14 protein-coding genes and 1 pseudogene are annotated in these 18,010 nt (G+C 70.1%); 6 read left to right on the forward strand and 9 right to left on the reverse strand.

What is annotated here, in order from left to right; all coding sequences use genetic code 11:
* Positions 1-264 precede the first annotated feature (264 nt).
* The 3 genes from ABZ385_RS29210 to thyX all read right to left on the reverse strand — a co-directional run bounded on the left by ABZ385_RS29210 (position 265) and on the right by thyX (position 3,892).
* Complete coding sequence (locus ABZ385_RS29210; protein WP_358583184.1) at positions 265-1,950, reverse strand: ribonuclease J; 1,686 nt, start codon at positions 1,948-1,950, stop codon at positions 265-267.
* 111 nt (positions 1,951-2,061) lie between these two features.
* Positions 2,062-2,961 (reverse strand): 4-hydroxy-tetrahydrodipicolinate synthase, encoded by a 900-nt coding sequence (gene dapA / locus ABZ385_RS29215; RefSeq protein ID WP_358583186.1) that lies wholly within the window; start codon positions 2,959-2,961, stop codon positions 2,062-2,064.
* Between the two features lie 190 nt (positions 2,962-3,151).
* Entirely contained in the window at positions 3,152-3,892 is a 741-nt protein-coding gene (gene thyX, locus ABZ385_RS29220) for an FAD-dependent thymidylate synthase (RefSeq protein WP_358583188.1), read from the reverse strand.
* 190 nt (positions 3,893-4,082) lie between these two features.
* On the opposite strand from thyX, the gene ABZ385_RS29225 reads away from it, so the two are divergent.
* Positions 4,083-4,322 carry a hypothetical protein gene (locus ABZ385_RS29225; RefSeq protein ID WP_358583189.1) on the forward strand — a complete coding sequence of 80 codons (240 nt, stop codon included), beginning with the start codon at positions 4,083-4,085 and terminating at the stop codon, positions 4,320-4,322.
* A 156-nt stretch (positions 4,323-4,478) separates the two neighbouring features.
* Positions 4,479-5,036 (forward strand): PH domain-containing protein, encoded by a 558-nt coding sequence (locus tag ABZ385_RS29230; RefSeq protein ID WP_358583191.1) that lies wholly within the window; start codon positions 4,479-4,481, stop codon positions 5,034-5,036.
* Here ABZ385_RS29230 and ABZ385_RS29235 read toward each other — a convergent pair whose 3' ends face one another.
* The 6 genes and pseudogenes from ABZ385_RS29235 to ABZ385_RS29260 all read right to left on the reverse strand — a co-directional run.
* Positions 5,037-5,489: a tetratricopeptide repeat protein gene (locus ABZ385_RS29235; protein ID WP_358583193.1), complete on the reverse strand. Its 453-nt coding sequence runs from the start codon at positions 5,487-5,489 to the stop codon at positions 5,037-5,039.
* 16 nt (positions 5,490-5,505) lie between these two features.
* Positions 5,506-6,258 carry a 4-hydroxy-tetrahydrodipicolinate reductase gene (gene dapB, locus ABZ385_RS29240; RefSeq protein WP_358913809.1) on the reverse strand — a complete coding sequence of 251 codons (753 nt, stop codon included), beginning with the start codon at positions 6,256-6,258 and terminating at the stop codon, positions 5,506-5,508.
* A 46-nt stretch (positions 6,259-6,304) separates the two neighbouring features.
* Positions 6,305-7,684 (reverse strand): pitrilysin family protein, encoded by a 1,380-nt coding sequence (locus ABZ385_RS29245; RefSeq protein WP_358913810.1) that lies wholly within the window; start codon positions 7,682-7,684, stop codon positions 6,305-6,307.
* Positions 7,681-9,909, reverse strand: a complete 2,229-nt coding sequence (locus ABZ385_RS29250) for a polyribonucleotide nucleotidyltransferase (protein ID WP_358583199.1) — start codon at positions 9,907-9,909, stop codon at positions 7,681-7,683. Before ABZ385_RS29250 ends, ABZ385_RS29245 begins: the two co-directional genes overlap by 4 nt.
* A gap of 387 nt (positions 9,910-10,296) precedes the next feature.
* Entirely contained in the window at positions 10,297-10,584 is a 288-nt protein-coding gene (rpsO, locus tag ABZ385_RS29255; RefSeq protein WP_030784357.1) for a 30S ribosomal protein S15, read from the reverse strand.
* Between the two features lie 194 nt (positions 10,585-10,778).
* Positions 10,779-11,348, reverse strand: a pseudogene (locus tag ABZ385_RS29260) (type VII secretion integral membrane protein EccD); the annotation flags it as partial.
* Here ABZ385_RS29260 and ABZ385_RS29265 point away from each other — a divergent pair.
* The 4 genes from ABZ385_RS29265 to ABZ385_RS29280 all read left to right on the forward strand — a co-directional run bounded on the left by ABZ385_RS29265 (position 11,295) and on the right by ABZ385_RS29280 (position 18,007).
* Complete coding sequence (locus ABZ385_RS29265; protein WP_358913811.1) at positions 11,295-11,438, forward strand: hypothetical protein; 144 nt, start codon at positions 11,295-11,297, stop codon at positions 11,436-11,438. The pseudogene ABZ385_RS29260 and the gene ABZ385_RS29265 sit on opposite strands and share 54 nt — an antisense overlap.
* A 485-nt stretch (positions 11,439-11,923) precedes the next feature.
* A complete protein-coding gene (locus tag ABZ385_RS29270; protein WP_358913812.1) occupies positions 11,924-12,259 on the forward strand; it encodes a DUF397 domain-containing protein in 336 nt (111 codons plus the stop codon).
* 446 nt (positions 12,260-12,705) lie between these two features.
* Positions 12,706-15,756 (forward strand): SCO5717 family growth-regulating ATPase, encoded by a 3,051-nt coding sequence (locus ABZ385_RS29275; RefSeq protein WP_358913813.1) that lies wholly within the window; start codon positions 12,706-12,708, stop codon positions 15,754-15,756.
* 322 nt (positions 15,757-16,078) lie between these two features.
* Positions 16,079-18,007, forward strand: coding sequence for an ABC transporter substrate-binding protein (locus ABZ385_RS29280; protein WP_358913814.1), 1,929 nt, complete (start codon positions 16,079-16,081; stop codon positions 18,005-18,007).
* Positions 18,008-18,010: the final 3 nt, after the last annotated feature.

An 18,010-nucleotide genomic window follows, 5' to 3' on the forward strand; every position in this document is an offset into this window, starting at 1 on the left:
TTCCGACTCTATCAGACTCTTTCGTGTCCGATTTCCTCGGTGCCTTTCCGGTTCCCGCTCCGGCCTTTCGGCTTTCGCGTTTCCCTTTCCGGCGGCTCCGACTTTATCAGAAGTTCTGAGTCGGATTTCCCGCCCCGGTCGGAGCAGCTCCTCGCACACAGGTGCGCGGTGCTTCCCGGTTGGGCGGAGCCGTAAACCTAACGGAGCGGGGCGCCCCGATGCAAATCGAGGTGCCCCGCTCCGGAGATCACGCGGTCAGGAGGGTCAGACCTCGACGACCACGGGCAGGATCATCGGGCGTCGGCGGTAGTTGTCCGACACCCACTTGCCCAGCGTGCGGCGGATGAGCTGCTGCAGCTGGTGGGGCTCGACGACGCCGTCCTGGGCCGACTTCTCCAGGACCTCCTGGACCTTCGGGATGACGGAGGTGAAGACCCCGTCGTCGATGCCCGAGCCGCGGGCCTGGATGTGCGGACCGCCGGTGATCTTGCCGGTGCTGGAGTCCACCACGACGAAGACCGAGATGATGCCCTCGTCGCCGAGGATCTTGCGGTCCTTCAGCGCGGGCTCACCGACGTCGCCGACGGAGAGGCCGTCGACGTACACGTAGCCGGCCTGGACCTTGCCGACGATCTTCGCCTTGCCCTGGACGAGGTCCACGACGACGCCGTCCTCGGCGATCACGATGCGGTCGTGCGGGACGCCGGTCAGGGCGCCCAGCTCGGCGTTGGCGCGCAGGTGGCGCCACTCGCCGTGGACCGGCATCAGGTTCTTGGGCTTGCAGATGTTGTAGAAGTACAGCAGCTCGCCGGCCGAGGCGTGGCCGGAGACGTGCACCTTCGCGTTGCCCTTGTGGACGACGTTGGCCCCCCAGCGGGTCAGGCCGTTGATCACGCGGTAGACAGCGTTCTCGTTGCCGGGGATGAGCGACGACGCCAGGATCACCGTGTCGCCCTGGACGATGCGGATCTGGTGGTCGCGGTTGGCCATGCGGGAGAGCGCGGCCATCGGCTCGCCCTGAGAACCCGTGCAGACCAGGACGACCTGGCTGTCGGGCAGGTCGTCGAGCGTCTTGACGTCCACCACGAGGCCCGGCGGGACGCGCAGGTAGCCCAGGTCGCGGGCGATGCCCATGTTGCGGACCATCGAGCGGCCGACGAAGGCGACTCTCCGGCCGTACTCGTGCGCGGCGTCCAGGATCTGCTGGATGCGGTGCACATGGCTGGCGAAGCTCGCCACGATGATGCGCTTCTGGGCGCCGGCGAAGACGCCGCGAATCACGCCCGAGATGTCGCGCTCCGGCGGGACGAAGCCCGGCACCTCGGCGTTCGTGGAGTCGGAGAGGAGGAGGTCGATGCCCTCTTCGCTCAGCCGTGCGAACGCGTGCAGGTCGGTCAGGCGGCCGTCCATCGGCAGCTGGTCCATCTTGAAGTCACCGGTGGCGACGACCAGGCCCGCGGGGGTGCGGATGGCGACGGCCAGGGCGTCCGGGATGGAGTGGTTGACCGCGATGAACTCGCAGTCGAACGGGCCCAGGTGCTCGCGGTCGCCCTCGACGACCTCGAGCGTGTACGGACGGATGCGGTGCTCCTGGAGCTTCGCCTCGATCAGCGCCAGGGTCAGCTTGGAGCCGATCAGCGGGATGTCCGGCTTCTCGCGCAGGAGGAAGGGGACACCACCGATGTGGTCCTCGTGACCGTGCGTGAGGACGATGCCCTCGATGTCGTCGAGGCGGTCCCTGATGGACGTGAAGTCCGGCAGGATCAGGTCGATCCCGGGCTGCTCCTCCTCGGGGAAGAGCACTCCGCAGTCGACGATCAAGAGACGACCGTTGTACTCGAATACGGTCATGTTGCGGCCGATCTCGCCGAGGCCGCCGAGCGGGGTGACCCGCAGGCCGCCCTTCGGGAGCTTGGGCGGGGCGCCGAGTTCAGGATGCGGATGACTCAAAAGACTCTCCTCACCACGCGCGCCACGTACCTCCGGGGCACGTGGCGCGTATGACGTTCGTGCAGTAGCAGTTGTTGTTGGGTGGAACGTATTCAGTTGTGAAGTCCGTGGTTACAGCTGTACCCCGCCCGCGGCGAGGTCGATCTTGAGCTGTGCCGTCTCCTCGGCCGTCAGCTCCACCATCGGCAGGCGCAGCGGGCCGGCGGGGCGGCCCTGGAGGGCGAGCGCCGCCTTGGTCGTGATGACACCCTGCGTGCGGAACATGCCCGTGAAGACCGGCAGCAGCTTCTGGTGGATCTCCGTGGCCTTCTGGACGTCACCCGTGAGGTACGCCTCCAGCATCGCGCGCAGTTCGGGGGTGACGACGTGGCCCACGACGGAGACGAAGCCGCACGCGCCGACCGAAAGCAGCGGGAGGTTCAGCATGTCGTCGCCGGAGTACCAGGCCAGGCCGGAGCGGGCGATGGCCCAGCTCGCGCGGCCGAGGTCGCCCTTGGCGTCCTTGTTGGCGACGATCCGGGGGTGCTCCGCGAGGCGGACGATCGTCTCGGTGTTGATCGGTACGCCGCTGCGGCCCGGGATGTCGTAGAGCATGACCGGCAGCTCGGTGCTGTCGGCGATCGCCGTGAAGTGCCGCAGCAGTCCCTCTTGCGGGGGCTTGTTGTAGTACGGCGTGACGGTCAGGAGGCCGTGGGCGCCGGCCTGCTCGGCGGCGTGGGCGAGCTCGATGCTGTGCCGGGTGTCGTTCGTGCCGACGCCCGCGACGACGTGGGCGCGGTCTCCGACGGCGTCCAGTACGGCCCGTACGAGCTCGTTTTTCTCCGCGTCACTGACAGTCGGGGACTCGCCGGTGGTGCCGTTGATGATCAGGCCGTCATTGCCTGCGTCCACCAGGTGGGCGGCGAGCTGCTGCGCGCCGTCGAGGTCGAGTGCGCCGTCCGCCTTGAAGGGCGTGACCATGGCGGTGAGGACCCTCCCGAAGGGGGTCTGCGGAGTGGAGGTCGGAGCCATGGGTAACACGCTACTCGCTGCTCAGCACGGGGTCCCCCCTCGGGGGACGTGAGCGGACCTGACAAGTGCGGAGCCCGGCACTGCCTGCTCGGGGGTTCAAGCAGTGCCGGGTCCGTTTGATCAGGCTAGATGAACTTCACGAAGTGCCGCAATACGGACACTTCGCTCCACGTACCCGTACATCAGTGCCTTACGGCGCCACGCGTCCGTTCTTGTTGAAGGCCGCATGGGTGAGAGGCATCAGTTCCGCCCAGTACTTTTCCATCTTCTCGCCGACCATCTCGATCTCCCGCTGCGGGAAGGACGGGACCTTGGCCAGCTCGTGCTGGGTGCGCAGGCCGAGGAAGTGCATCAGCGAACGGGCGTTGCACGTCGCGTACATCGAGGAGTAGAGGCCGACGGGGAGCACGGCGCGGGCGACCTCGCGGGCGACGCCGGCGGCGAGCATCTCCTGGTACGCCTCGTAGGCCTGGCGGTAGGAGTCCTCCATGACGCGGCCGGTCAGCTCCTGCTGGGCCGGGGTGCCCTCCACGAAGACGTACTTCCCGGGGCGGCCCTCCTGGACCAGCTTGCGGGACTCGTCGGGGACGTAGAAGACGGGCTCAAGCTCCCTGTAGCGCCCCGATTCCTCGTTGTACGACCAGCCGACGCGGTGTCGCATGAACTCGCGGAAGACGAAGATGGGGGCGCTGATGAAGAACGTCATCGAGTTGTGCTCGAAGGGGCTGCCGTGGCGGTCCCGCATCAGGTAGTTGATCAGCCCCTTGGAGCGCTCCGGGTCCTTCTGGAGCTCGTCCAGCGACTGCTCGCCCGCCGTGGAGACACGGGCGGCCCACAGGACGTCGGAGTCGGTGGCGGCGTGCTTCACCAGCTCGACGGTGACCTCGCTGCGGAAGCTGGGCTTGAGGTCTTCGGTGGGGGTCTCGCTCACAGGCGGGGGTCCTTCCATGTGCATCACTCGGGCGGCGCCCACTCTATGGCCCGCCGCCGACAATCCGCCGTTCGGTGACCCGCCACGACATTCTTCGACTAATTTGCCGAAACAGGGCACCTTTTGGGCGATACGAGCGTCTGTCCAGATGAGAGAGAAAGTTCGATACCCGTGAGGAGAAGCGCGCCCCATGTTCCGTCGGCGAGAGCCCGTCCCGTTCGCCTTCATCGCCGAAGCCGACAAGTTCCGCAGCAACATCACTCCCCCGCCCCGAGAGCGCGCGTCGGCCGGTCAGATCATGGGCCGCACGCTCATAGGCCTGACCGTGGTGGCCGGTCTCGTGGGCTCCCTGCTCTTCGGGATGCCCGCCATGTCGGCGGACCAGTCGCCCGCCAAGACGCAGCAGTCCGAGGCGTCGAACGGCCGCTGACCTGCCGGGGTCGCCGGCCGGGCGGCTTCTGACCCGCCCCCACTGCCCTGAAGGCGTGGGAGGCACCCCCATGGCCCCCCGTGGGTGGTAGCGGGGGGCACGGCTCGATAGCCTCACCGGGCACAGCCCATGTGCGGATTGAGTGAGGATCAGCCCGTGCCCCTGCCTTTCCTGACCGCGGACCGCACTGTCGACGACGTGGCGGACGATGTACCGCTGCCCTTCGACGACCGTGATCAGTGGCGCCGCCCCTACCGCCCCGGCCCCTGGCGGGTCGGCGCCGCCGCGCTCTCGCTGCTGCTCGCCTCGTATCTGCTCTTCGCCGCCGTGATCGTCGCGTTCGCGGACTCGCTCACGGGTGGCGCGATCTGCGCCGCTCTGGCCGTGGCCGTCATCGTCGGCTCCCTGCGCCTGCTGCGCGTGGGCACCTGGGTGAGCGCGCGCGGGGTGCGCCGGGTCGGCTTCCTGCGCACGCGGACCGTGCCGTGGGAGCAGATCTCCGCCGTGCGGACCGCGCAGCAGCCCGTGCGGTGGATGGGGCTGCCCCGCACCGTGCAGGGGCAGGCCCTCATCCTCGTACGCCGTGGTGAGGCGGCCGACGGGCAGCTGCTGATGACCGACCGCAACGCCGACTTCCTGGCCCGGCACGAGGCCTTCAACCAGGCCGCCGACTCCATCGAGGGGTGGGCCGAGGAGTACCGGCCCACGGCCTGATCAGACGTTGACCGGCTTGCCCGCGTGCAGGGCGATCGCCCGCTGCATGGCCTTGCGCGCGCGGGGAGTGTCCCGCGCGTCGTGGTAGGCGACGGCGAGGCGGAACCAGCAGCGCCAGTCGTCCGGCGCGTCCTCCGTCTCGGCCTTGCGGCGGGCGAAGACCTCGTCGGCCGAGTCGCGGTCGATGCGGCCGCCCGGGGTGCGCCTCAGCTCGTCGACGGGCAGTCCGCCCTCGGCCTCCAGCTCGGCGGCGAGACGGTTGGCGCGCTGGACGAACTGGGTGTTCTTCCAGAGGAACCAGATGCCGATGAACGGCAGGATCAGCACCGCGACACCGAAGGTGACGGTGAGCACGGTGCCGTGCTGGATCAGGAGCACGCCACGGCTGCCGACCAGGACGAAGTAGACGACGAGGACGGCCGCCGTGACGGCGTAGGTGATCTTCGCTCGCATGGGGTCCGCTTCCCGGTCAGCCGAGGTCCAGGAAGTGTTCCAGGCCGAAGGTCAGGCCAGGAGTGCTCACCACCCGGCGCGCGCCGAGCAGGATGCCCGGCATGAAGCTGCTGTGGTGCAGCGAGTCGTGGCGGACGGTCAGGGTCTCCCCCTCGCCGCCCAGCAGGACCTCCTGGTGCGCGAGGAGCCCCCGCAGGCGCACGGAGTGCACCGGTACCCCGTCGACGTCCGCGCCGCGGGCGCCGTCCAGCGCCGTCGACGTGGCGTCGGGCTGGGCCGGGCTGCCCGCGCGGCGGCGGGCCTCGGCGATGAGCTGGGCGGTGCGGGTGGCGGTGCCGCTGGGGGCGTCCGCCTTGTTCGGGTGGTGCAGCTCGACGACCTCGACGGACTCGAAGTAGGGCGCCGCGAGCTGTGCGAACCGCATCGTCAGGACGGCGCCGATGGAGAAGTTCGGGGCGATCAGCACGCCCGTCTCCGGGGACGCCGCCAGCGACGTACGCAGCTGCGCGAGGCGCTCGTCGGTCCAGCCGGTCGTGCCGACCACGGCGTGGATGCCGTGGCGCACGCAGAAGTCGAGGTTGCCCATCACCGCGTCGGGGTGGGTCAGTTCGACCGCGACCTGGGCGCCGGACTCGGTGAGGGTCTCCAGCTGGTCCCCTCGGCCGAGCGCCGCGACCAGTTCCATGTCGTCGGCGGCCTCGACGGCCTTGACGGCCTCGGAGCCGATGCGGCCCCTGGCGCCGATGACCGCCACGCGCAGCTTGCTCATGTCCTTCATTCCTTACGTCGAGCCCTGAGGCGTTGGGCCTTGCGTGTCAGGCGACCACGTCGTGGAGGCGGGCCGCCTGCTTGTCCTTGAGCGGGCCGATGGCCGCGAGGGACGGGCGGCGGCCGAGGACGTCACGGGCCACTTCGCGCACCTCGTCGGGGGTGACCGCGGAGATCTTGGCCAGCATCTCGTCGACCGACATGTGCTCGCCCCAGCACAGCTCGCTCTTGCCGATGCGGTTCATCAGGGCGCCGGTGTCCTCCAGGCCGAGGACGGTGGAGCCCGCGAGCTGGCCGATGGCGCGGCCGATCTCGTCGTCCGACAGGCCGTGCTGCGCGACCTGGTCCAGCTCGTCGCGGCAGATCCTCAGCACGTCGTGCACCTGGCTCGGGCGGCAGCCCGCGTACACGCCGAAGAGTCCGGTGTCCGCGAAGCCCGAGGTGTACGAGTACACGCTGTAGGCCAGGCCGCGCTTCTCCCGCACCTCCTGGAAGAGGCGGGAGGACATGCCGCCGCCGAGCGCGGTGTTCAGGACACCGAGGGCCCAGCGGCGCTCGTCGGTGCGGGCCAGGCCCGGCATGCCGAGGATGACGTGGGCCTGCTCGGTCTTGCGGTTGATGAGCTCGACGCGGCCCGAGGTGCGCAGGGCGCGGGAGCCCTGGCGCGGGGGCAGGGGGGTGGCGTCGGTGCGCCCGAGGGCGCCGGCCTTCTCGAAGGCGGCGCGGACCTGGCGTACGACCTTGTTGTGGTCGATGTTGCCCGCGGCGGCGACCACCAGGTGCGTGGGGTCGTAGTGCTTCTTGTAGAAGCGGCGGATGCGGTCGGCGTCGAGGGCGTTGATGGTCTCCTCGGTGCCGAGGACCGGGCGGCCGAGGGGGGTGTCGCCGAGCATCGTGTGCGCGAACAGGTCGTGCACGCAGTCGCCCGGGTCGTCCTCGGTCATCGCGATCTCTTCGAGGATGACGCCGCGCTCGGCGTCGACGTCCTCCTGGCGGATCAGGGAGCCCGTCAGCATGTCGCAGACGACGTCGATGGCCAGCGGCAGGTCCGTGTCGAGCACGCGCGCGTAGTAGCACGTGTACTCCTTCGCCGTGAAGGCGTTCATCTCGCCGCCGACCGCGTCGAGCGCGGAGGAGATGTCCAGGGCACTGCGCTTCTTGGTGCCCTTGAAGAGGAGGTGCTCCAGGTAGTGCGTGGCGCCGTTCAGCGACGGGGTCTCGTCGCGTGAGCCGACGTTCGCCCAGATGCCGAAGGTGGCGGAGCGGACGGAGGGCAGGGTCTCGGTGACGACGCGCAGGCCTCCGGGGAGGGTCGTCCTGCGGACGGTGCCGATGCCGTGCTCGCCCTTGATGAGGGTTTGGGTACGGGCGACGGCCCGCGCCTCCGAGGAGGTGCGGGCCGTCGTCGTGGTGCTACGCGACGTCACTTGTCGGTGTCGTCCTTCTGGTCGGCGGCCTGCTCGTCGCCCTCTTCGCCGTCGATGACGGGGATGAGGGAGAGCTTGCCGCGGGAGTCGATCTCGGCGATCTCGACCTGGACCTTCTGGCCCACGCCGACGACGTCCTCGACGTTCTCCACGCGCTTGCCGCCGGCGAGCTTGCGGATCTGCGAGATGTGCAGCAGACCGTCCTTGCCGGGCATGAGCGAGACGAACGCGCCGAAGGTCGTCGTCTTCACGACGGTGCCCAGGTAGCGCTCGCCGACCTCCGGCATGGTCGGGTTGGCGATGCCGTTGATCGTGGCGCGGGCGGCCTCGGCCTGCGAGCCCTGGGCGGCACCGATGTAGATGGTGCCGTCGTCCTCGATCGTGATGTCGGCGCCGGTGTCCTCCTGGATCTGGTTGATCATCTTGCCCTTGGGGCCGATGACCTCACCGATCTTGTCCACGGGGATCTTGACGGTGATGATCCGCGGGGCGTTCGGGGACATCTCGTCCGGGACGTCGATGGCCTCGTTCATGACGTCCAGGATGTGCAGACGCGCGTCACGGGCCTGCTTCAGCGCGGCGGCCAGGACCGAGGCGGGGATGCCGTCGAGCTTGGTGTCGAGCTGGAGCGCGGTCACGAACTGCTTGGTGCCGGCGACCTTGAAGTCCATGTCGCCGAAGGCGTCCTCCGCACCGAGGATGTCGGTGAGGGTGACGTAGTGCGTCTCGCCGTCGATCTCCTGGGAGATCAGGCCCATGGCGATACCGGCGACGGCGGCCTTCAGCGGCACACCGGCGTTCAGCAGCGACATGGTGGAGGCGCAGACGGAGCCCATGGACGTCGAGCCGTTGGAGCCGAGGGCCTCGGAGACCTGACGGATCGCGTAGGGGAACTCCTCGCGCGTCGGCAGCACCGGCACGATCGCGCGCTCGGCGAGCGCGCCGTGGCCGATCTCGCGGCGCTTGGGGGAGCCGACGCGGCCGGTCTCGCCGGTGGAGTACGGCGGGAAGTTGTAGTTGTGCATGTAGCGCTTGCGCGTCACCGGGGACAGCGTGTCGAGCTGCTGCTCCATACGGAGCATGTTCAGCGTGGTGACACCCAGGATCTGGGTCTCGCCGCGCTCGAAGAGCGCCGAGCCGTGCACGCGCGGGATGGCCTCGACCTCGGCGGCGAGGGTGCGGATGTCGGTGACACCGCGACCGTCGATCCGCTTCTTCTCCTTGATGACGCGCTCACGGACCAGGGACTTGGTCAGCGAGCGGTACGCGGCGGAGATCTCCTTCTCGCGGCCCTCGAACTTCGGGAGCAGCTTCTCGCCGGCCAGCGCCTTGACGCGGTCCAGCTCGGCCTCGCGCTCCTGCTTGCCGGCGATGGTGAGCGCCTGGGCCAGCTCGGTCTTGACCGCGGCGGTCAGGGCCTCCAGGACGTCGTCCTCGTAGTCGAGGAAGATCGGGAACTCACCGACGGGCTTGGCGGCCTTGGCGGCGATGTCCGACTGGGCCTTGCACAGGAGCTTGATGAAGGGCTTGGAGGCCTCGAGGCCGGCGGCCACGACCTCCTCGGTGGGCGCCTCGGCGCCGCCCTTGACGAGCTCGATGGTCTTCTCGGTGGCCTCGGCCTCGACCATCATGATCGCGACGTCGCCGTCCTCCAGGACGCGACCGGCGACGACCATGTCGAAGACGGCGTCCTCAAGCTCGGTGTGCGTCGGGAAGGCGACCCACTGGCCCTTGATGAGGGCCACGCGCGTGGCGCCGATCGGGCCCGAGAAGGGCAGGCCGGCCAGCTGCGTGGAGCAGGAGGCGGCGTTGATCGCGACCACGTCGTACAGGTGGTCGGGGTTGAGAGCCATGATCGTCTCGACGACCTGGATCTCGTTGCGCAGGCCCTTCTTGAAGGAAGGGCGCAGCGGGCGGTCGATCAGGCGGCAGGTGAGGATCGCGTCCTCGGAGGGGCGGCCCTCGCGGCGGAAGAAGGAGCCGGGGATCTTGCCGGCCGAGTACATGCGCTCCTCGACGTCCACCGTGAGGGGGAAGAAGTCGAGCTGGTCCTTGGGCTTCTTGGACGCGGTGGTGGCCGAGAGGACCATCGTGTCGTCGTCCAGGTAGGCCACGGCGGAGCCGGCGGCCTGACGGGCCAGACGGCCCGTCTCGAAGCGGATGGTGCGGGTGCCGAAGGTGCCATTGTCGATGACGGCCTCGGCGTAGTGGGTCTCGTTCTCCACTGTTCTCCTACGTGTCTACGTTTCGTCTTCTCGCCGTCCGGGCCCGTGTGGTCCGGAGGCGGCGCCCCGTGGGTCCTTCGTGGACCGGGACTGGGTGGAGAAGCGCGCCGTGGGTGCGGGCCGGTCTTCGATCGAAGCACCCGGGGATGTCTCCCGGGGGCCACTACCGAGGACCGGCGGCGGCGAGGTGCGCCTCTCCCTCATGGGGTCGTGCTCCACGTCCCTGGGGCCGGTGGATCTTCCATGATCCCTACCCGCGGGGACGTGCTTTCATCACCCACACTACAAAAGCGTCGGTGGCAGCGCGCACGTACGGCAGCGCACGTACGGCAAAGGGAGCGGCCCCCTTCGAGTGCTTCGAGTGGGAACCGCTCCCTCCACGGCGTCTTACTTGGCGCCCGCCGCACCGCGGCGGATGCCGAGGCGCTCGACCAGGGCGCGGAAGCGCTGGATGTCCTTCTTGGCCAGGTACTGCAGCAGGCGGCGACGCTGGCCGACCAGGATCAGCAGACCACGACGGGAGTGGTGGTCGTGCTTGTGCGTCTTGAGGTGCTCGGTCAGGTCCGAGATGCGGCGCGAGAGCATGGCGACCTGGACCTCGGGGGAGCCGGTGTCGCCCTCCTTCTGGCCGAACTCGGTGATGATCTGCTTCTTCGTAGCAGTGTCGAGCGACACGCGTACTCCTCGTGATGTCTTCGAGTGCCTCCGAGTGCCCCTGGTCTACATCTCAGGGGAGCTTCCGTGACTCGGGAGGCGGGGATGAGCCGTCGGGCGCGGATTCCGGTCCCGGGGACCAGGGCGCAGACAGACGGTCGTCAAACAGGGTACCAGTCGGCTTGAGCGGGCTTCGCCTCCGGGCGGCGGGGCCGTCAGCTCGTCATGGCTCTGGCCCTGGCGTAGACGTCGAAGACCGCGAGGGTCAGCGGCACCAGGGTCAGGAGGACGAAGCCCTCGGCGATCTCCAGGAAGCGGCCCCAGAAGGGTGTCACACCCGCGCGCGGGCCCGCGTGCGAGCCCGTGTGCGGGCCCGCGTGCGGGACGATCAGGGCGATGCCGGTGGCCAGCGCCGTGGCCGTGGCGATCGCGGCGGCGAGCCAGACGGTACGCAGGTCGAGCGCGGCCGGGTCGCCGGCCTGGGCGGCGCGCAGGACGCCCCGCGGCGGGTCGAGGCACAGCCCCGCGCCGAGCAGGACGAGCGCCGTGAGGCCGGCGGCGAGGGCCGCCGCGACCTGCGCGGTGTAGCGGAAGAGCTGGGCGCGGGTGAGCATCGCGATGCCGGTGGCGAGGGCGAGGAGCTGCGCCCATGCGTCGTCGGAGAAGCCGAGGACGGCCGCGGAGCCCACGACGACCAGGGCGCAGCCGCCCACCAGGCCGATCAGCAGCTCGTGACCGCGGCGGGCCCGGGCGGCGACGCGCTCGGCGTCGATGGGTTCCTGTGGGGTGTGCTCCGGTTCGTGGGGGCCGTGGCCGCGGTCCGCGCTCTCGTCGCGTCCCTCGCCTCGCTCCTCTCCCTCCCCCGGGTCTGGTGATCACCATGGGAGCGGGCCGGTCCGCCGCGCCCGCCTGGGAGTGGATCAAGTGGCTGCCGCGCAGCCAGTCGCCGGGGCCGCGGACGGGGCCGGCGGCCGCTGCCTTGTCAGCGGTGATCCGACGGGCCTGGAAACCATGCTCGCGGCCCGCCAACTGGCGCTGCTGCGCGAACCGTTCGGCGTTGACGAAACCGAACCCCTGCTGGCCGAGCTGGAGTTCACCGTCCTGCTGAACCTGGGCCGCGCGGAGTCGGAGGACTCGCAGGAAGGCATGGGCCCGCACGGGCTGCGTGTCGGCGCCACAGGGCAACTTCGTCCTCGCCGACGGCCTGACGCCGGTCGACCCGGCGGACGACTCGATCCGGGCTACGAGAAGGCGTGGGCGGCGATGCCGCAACGCCTGAACAGGGGAGGATCACCCCAAGTAGGGTGGACGCGCAGCTCTTTCGTAGCTCTTTCGTACGTTGTGAAGGGACCCCTCCGCCATGACCGACGCCCACGACGCCGAGGCCCAGGACATCAAGACCCAGGACATCGAGGCCCAGGAGAAGGTGCGTAAGGAACGCGAGAAGGAGGAGCTCTACGCCCTCGACATCTCCGGCGCCGAATGGCACAGCGCGCCGGGCACCGAGGAACACGAGGAGCGGGTGGAGATCGCCTACCTCCCCGAGGGCGCCGTGGCTATGCGCTCGTCGCTGGACCCGGAGACGGTGCTGCGGTACACGGAGGCGGAGTGGCGGGCGTTCGTGCTGGGCGCCAGGGACGGGGAGTTCGACCTGGAGCCGTCGCCGCGGAACGGTGGGGTTGCCGCGGAGGGATGAGGGGCCGCTGCCGGGTGGCGGCGGGGTCGGTCTCTGCCTAGTGACGGTGGGGCCGTGAGGCAACAACGGTGATGGCGTGATGACGCAGGTCACGGACGTCGAGACCGGATTGTTGGGTGCCGCTCGGCGGATCGATTGAGGGCGGGGGCGGGTCGTTCATGCGCTGCGTATTCGGGGCGTTCCGGGCACTGTTGAGTGGTTTGCCCGGCGCCTTTCGTGGCGTGTGGATCACCCCTGCGCCGAGCGGGGCGCGAAGGGCGGCGCGGGCGGGGTGGGCTGCCCTGCCGTGCCGGTGGTTTTGGTGATTAGTCTGGGGCGGGACGCGACGCCGGAAACCCGCCAGCGGGCCGCGGGCGTCCTCAACGGGGAGAGCCAGGCGGATCGGACGACAGGAACGGTCGCCCCCCACCACGGCACGAGGGTGCTCGACCACACCAGGAGGCATTGTGAACAGCGATCGGGACGAGATCCGCGGGGGCTGGGACACACCCGTCGATGATCAGTCCGACGCGGAGTCCGCCGCCGAGACGACGGGCGAGTTCACCATCGACTACGCGCCGCCCGCCTGGTATACGCAGAACGCTTCGGGCAGTACGGAGGAGACGCCCTCGGGGGCGTCCGCCAGCTCTGATTCGGGCGGCTCCGACGGCTCCGGTTCGGGCGGTTCTGACGACTCCGGTTCGGGCGGCTCCGGTCCGGTTCTTCCTGCGTCGGACGGCTCTACTTCGGTCGTCTCTGGGGCGGGCGGCTCTGATTCCGAGGGTTCGGCTCCCTCTGCGGGCAGTGAATCCGCGTCGGGTCGTTCCGGCGGCGCGGCGGAGGTGCCGTCGGTTCCTGCCATGCCGTCTTTCGCTCCGCCCGTTGGGCCTGTGCCGCCCGCCCCTGCCGAGGCACCGGTCGAGGACGCCTCGAACTCCGTGCCCAGCGTCGTGCCGAAGCTGCCGGTGGGGAGTGGGTTCCGGCCCGCCGCTCGCGAGGAGGAGCCGGCGGCCGGTGGCGGGGTCACCGACTGGAGCAGCGCCGTTGCCGGGCCCGCCGCCTCCGTTCACGTGACCGGTGTCGTACCCAAGGACGAGGTCGATGCCCTCGCGGAAGCCAAGGCCAAGGCCGAGGCGGAGTCCGAGCCTGAGGCTGAGACTGACGCCGTCAAGCCCGTCGACGGGAGTGGCGACCTTGAGAGCGGGGCCACCATGCGGTTCTCCGCTCGCGCCCTCCAGCGGGAGATCGAGAAGCGCTCCGCCGCCTCGGCACCCGAGTCGGGGGAAGAAGCAGACGCAGAGGCAGAGTCTGCGGTACGGGTCGTTCCCGTCGCTCAAGGCGAGGCGCGGTCGGAGGGCCGCGATGACGCCGTTGCGGGGAGCTCACCTGCGAGTGACCCCGGCGTGAGCGCCGGCGCGGTCTCCGGTGACGCCGAGGCTCCTGCGGGCGAAGAGTCCGTCGGGTCCCCGGCCGCCGCCGGGGAGCACGGTGTGCCGCCTCAGGACTCCGCCCCCGCCGTCAGCGCGGACGACGTGCAGGACTCCGTGCCGCGCTCGTGGGCTCCGCCGCCGCCCGCCCCGCAGAGCGGCATTCCGCCGTTGCCGCCCGCCTACCAGCCCGCGGCCCCGACTTCCGCCCCGCAGTGGCCCGCGCCCACGCACGCCTCGCCGCCCGCGGCCCCGGTTCAGGCCGAGCCGGCGCCCGTGCCCGCTCCGCCCGCCCCCGAGCCCGTGCAGGCGCAGACTCCGCCTCCCGCTGCGGTGCCTCAGCAGGCGCCGGTCCAGCCCCAACCGCAGCCGCAAGTCCCGGTCCAGCAGCCTCAGGGTGCGTACGGTTTTCCGCAGGCGGCGCCCGGCGCGCCCTTCACGCCTGCGCAGCCTCCCGTCCAGGCCCAGCCCCCGGCGCCCGCGCCCGCGACCGCGCCGCAGGCCGGATACGGGTTCCCGCAGCAGGGCGCCTCTGCCGCCGCCGGGGCCAACTCGCCCGCACCGGGCGCCGGTTACGGCTTCCCCCAGCCGCCCGCCCCGCAGGCGCAGCAGCCGCAGGCGCAACCGCCTCAGGTCCCGCACCAACAGGCCCCGCAGCCTCAGCCTCAGCAGGGCCAGCCGCCCGTCGACCCCCGTACCGGCACCGCCTGGCCGCAGCCCGTGCGGCACGATCAGCGGGAGCGGACCAACCCGGGGGCTCCCCTCGGTTACACCGCCGCCGTCGAACTGTCCTCCGACCGGCTGCTGCGCAATACCAAGCCGAAGGCCAAGAGCAGCCGGGCCGGGGGCGGTTCGCGGTTCAAGCTCGGCGGCAAGAAGGAAGAGGCCGAGCGGCAACGCAAGTTGGAGCTGATCCGCACGCCGGTGCTCTCCTGCTACCGCATCGCCGTCATCAGCCTGAAGGGTGGCGTGGGCAAGACGACCACGACCACCGCGCTGGGCTCGACGCTGGCCACCGAGCGGCAGGACAAGATCCTCGCCATCGACGCCAACCCCGACGCCGGTACGCTCGGGCGGCGCGTGCGGCGCGAGACCGGGGCCACCATCCGTGACCTCGTCCAGGCGATCCCGTACCTCAACTCGTACATGGACATCCGGCGCTTCACCTCGCAGGCGTCGTCCGGTCTCGAGATCATCGCCAATGACGTCGACCCGGCCGTGTCGACCACGTTCAACGACGAGGACTACCGGCGCGCGATCGACGTACTCGGCAAGCAGTACCCGATCATCCTGACGGACTCCGGCACGGGCCTGCTGTACAGCGCCATGCGGGGCGTGCTCGATCTCGCCGATCAGCTGATCATCATCTCGACGCCGTCGGTGGACGGGGCGAGCAGCGCGTCCACGACGCTGGACTGGCTGTCCGCGCACGGGTACGCCGATCTCGTCTCGCGGTCCATCACCGTCATCTCCGGTGTGCGCGAGACCGGCAAGATGATCAAGGTCGATGACATCGTGTCCCACTTCGAGACGCGGTGCCGGGGTGTCGTCGTCGTCCCCTTCGACGAGCACCTCGCCGCCGGCGCGGAGGTCGATCTCGACATGATGCGGCCGAAGGTGCGGGAGGCGTACTTCAACCTGTCGGCGATGGTGGCCGAGGACTTCGTACGGGCGCAGCAGCAGCAAGGGCTCTGGACGTCGGACGGGAATCCGCCGCCGCACGTGGCTCCGCCGCTGCCCGGCCAGCAGGTCGCCTCGCCCGGCGGGCAGCCTCAGCCGTACGCCCCCGCGCCGCAGCCTCAGCCTCAGCCGTACGCTCCTGCCCCGCCGCCGCAGGGACAGCAGCCCCAGCCGCCGGCACCCCAGCACCAGCAGACGTACCCCCCGCAGCCAGGTGCGCCCCAGGCGTGGCCGTCGCAGGCGCCGCACCAGCCCCAGCAGCCCTACCAACCGCAGCCCCAGCAGCAGCCCTACCAGCCCCAGCCGCACCAGCCCCCCGCCCACGACGGCCAGGCGCCCCCGCCCGCCATCCAGCCCGGGGCACCCTTCCAGCCGCCCCAGCCCCAGCAGCCCCAGCAGCCCCAGCAGTAAGCCCCGTCGTCCCCAGCGGGCCCGCGCCGTTCCCCGGCGCGGGCCCGTTCCCGTTCCGCCCCTCGCGTGCCGGGCGGAACGCCTGCCCACGGCGTGGCCCGTCGTACCGCCACCCCCTCACCAGCCACGCGTCAGAGGTCTTGACCAATGCGGGTGAAATTCCGGTCAACTCGTTATTTCCGCAGGCCACATGGGGTTCACCTGCCGTTGACTCGCCCAGACCGCCGCTGGTAGACACACACATCAACCCGCTGACGTCCCTTGATCTACCAGCGTGCCACCAGCCATCCCTGCGCGAGCGATGACGCGAGGTCACCGACCCATGGACACACAAGATCAGCACGGCAGACCAGCACCCCCCGACACCTCACCGGCCGCCCCCGCACCCGCCGCCGGGCCCCACCCGCGGAGCCACGGCACGCGCCGTCGCCGCCTGAGGCCCCTCCTCGCCGCGGGCGCCGCCGCGTTCACCCTTACGGCCGGTCTCGCCACGCCTCTCGCCCCCGCCCCGCAGCAGGCCGCGGCCGAGGACGGCGGCGGCAAGAAGGTCCTGACCGTCGCCGTGGCGCAGAGTGTCGACTCGCTCAGCCCCTTCCTCGCCCAGCGGCTGCTCAGCACCAGCGTCCACCGGCTGACGTACGAGTACCTGACGAACTACGACGCCGAGAACAACAAGGCGATCGCCGGGTTCGCCACCGACTGGAAGCCCTCGGCCGACAAGCTGACCTGGACGTACACCATCCGGTCCGACTCCACCTGGTCGGACGGCAAGAAGGCGACGGCCGCGGACGCCGCCTGGACGTTCAACAAGGTGATGTCCAAGGAGGGCACCGCCACCGCGAACTCCAACTTCGTCACCAACTTCCGCAAGGTGACCGCGCCCAGCCCCACCAAGCTCGTCATCGAGCTGAAGAAGCCGCAGGCCACCATGGCCGCGCTCGATGTGCCGATCGTTCCCCGGCACGTGTGGGAGAAGGTCGACGACCTCTCGAAGTTCAACAACGACAAGGACTTCCCCGTCGTCGGCAACGGCCCGTTCGTCCTGACGGACTACAAGGTCGACCAGTACGTGCGGCTCAAGGCCAACAAGCACTTCTGGCGCGGCGCGCCCAAGTTCGACGAGCTGGTCTTCAAGACGTACAAGGACCAGGACGCGGCCGTCTCCGCCCTCAGGAAGGGCGAGGTCTCCTTCGTCGCCGGGCAGCCCGCCCTCACGCCGGCGCAGGCCACGTCCCTGGAGAACGAGAAGAACATCAAGGTCAACGAGGGGCCCGGCCGCCGCTTCTTCGCCATCGCCACCAACCCGGGCGCGAAGACGCGGGACGGGAAGAAGTTCGGTGACGGACACCCCGCGCTGCTGGACAAGCGGGTCCGCCAGGCGCTGTTCCTCTCCGTCGACCGCGGGACCCTCGTGGACAAGGTGTTCCAGGGCAACGCCGTCGAGGGCGCCGGCTACATCCCGCCGCGCTTCTCCGACTACGCCTGGAAGCCCGCCGCCGGCCAGGAGATGACGTACGACCCGAAGAAGGCCGCGCGCCTCCTCGACGAGGCCGGGTACGAGGAGAACGGTGACGGCGAGCGCGTCGGCAAGGACGGCAGGCCGCTCAACCTGCGCATCCTGTGTCACGCCACCGACCCCAACGACAAGGCGGTCGGCAAGTACCTGAAGGAGTGGTGGGGCGACCTCGGGATCGGGCTCAAGGTCAACTGCCTCGACGACGTCTCCGTGCCCTGGTACGCGGGTGAGTACGATCTGGCGTTCGACGGCTGGTCCGTCAACCCCGACCCCGACTTCGTGCTCGGCATCCACACCTGCGCCGCGCTGCCGGTGAAGGCCAAGGAGAGCGCCGCCACCGACAACTTCATCTGCGACAAGAAGTACGACGAGCTGTACGCGAAGCAGCTGGCCGAGTACGACCCCGCCAAGCGGGCAAAGATCGTCAGGCGGATGCAGTCGTGGCTGTACGACTCCGGGTACATGAACGTCCTCGCGTACCCGAACGCCGTCGAGGCCTACCGCACCGACCAGATCAAGTCCATCACCACCATGCCGAAGGCCGCGGGGAACATCTACGGCCAGGACGGATATTGGAGCTGGTGGTCGGCGGTCCCCGCGGCGGGGAAGAGTTCCTCCAAGGACGGCGGCTCGACCGGTGTCATCATCGGTATCGCCGCTGCCGCGGTGGTGCTCGTGGGCGGCGGAATCCTGTTCGCCCTGCGCCGCCGTTCCACCGCAGAGGACCGCGAGTAACGC

The sequence above is a fragment of the Streptomyces sp. NPDC005898 genome, from assembly GCF_040629635.1.
Lineage (GTDB): Bacteria > Actinomycetota > Actinomycetes > Streptomycetales > Streptomycetaceae > Streptomyces.

Excerpts from the sequence above, each read along its gene's own strand:
- ABZ385_RS29270 (WP_358913812.1), top strand. The coding sequence starts at position 11,924 with ATGACCGACGCCCACGACGCCGAGGCCCAGGACATCAAGACCCAGGAC.
- ABZ385_RS29280 (WP_358913814.1), top strand. The coding sequence starts at position 16,079 with ATGGACACACAAGATCAGCACGGCAGACCAGCACCCCCCGACACCTCA.
- ABZ385_RS29225 (WP_358583189.1), top strand. The coding sequence starts at position 4,083 with ATGTTCCGTCGGCGAGAGCCCGTCCCGTTCGCCTTCATCGCCGAAGCC.
- ABZ385_RS29235 (WP_358583193.1), bottom strand. The coding sequence starts at position 5,489 with ATGCGAGCGAAGATCACCTACGCCGTCACGGCGGCCGTCCTCGTCGTC.
- dapA (WP_358583186.1), bottom strand. The coding sequence starts at position 2,961 with ATGGCTCCGACCTCCACTCCGCAGACCCCCTTCGGGAGGGTCCTCACC.
- dapB (WP_358913809.1), bottom strand. The coding sequence starts at position 6,258 with ATGAGCAAGCTGCGCGTGGCGGTCATCGGCGCCAGGGGCCGCATCGGC.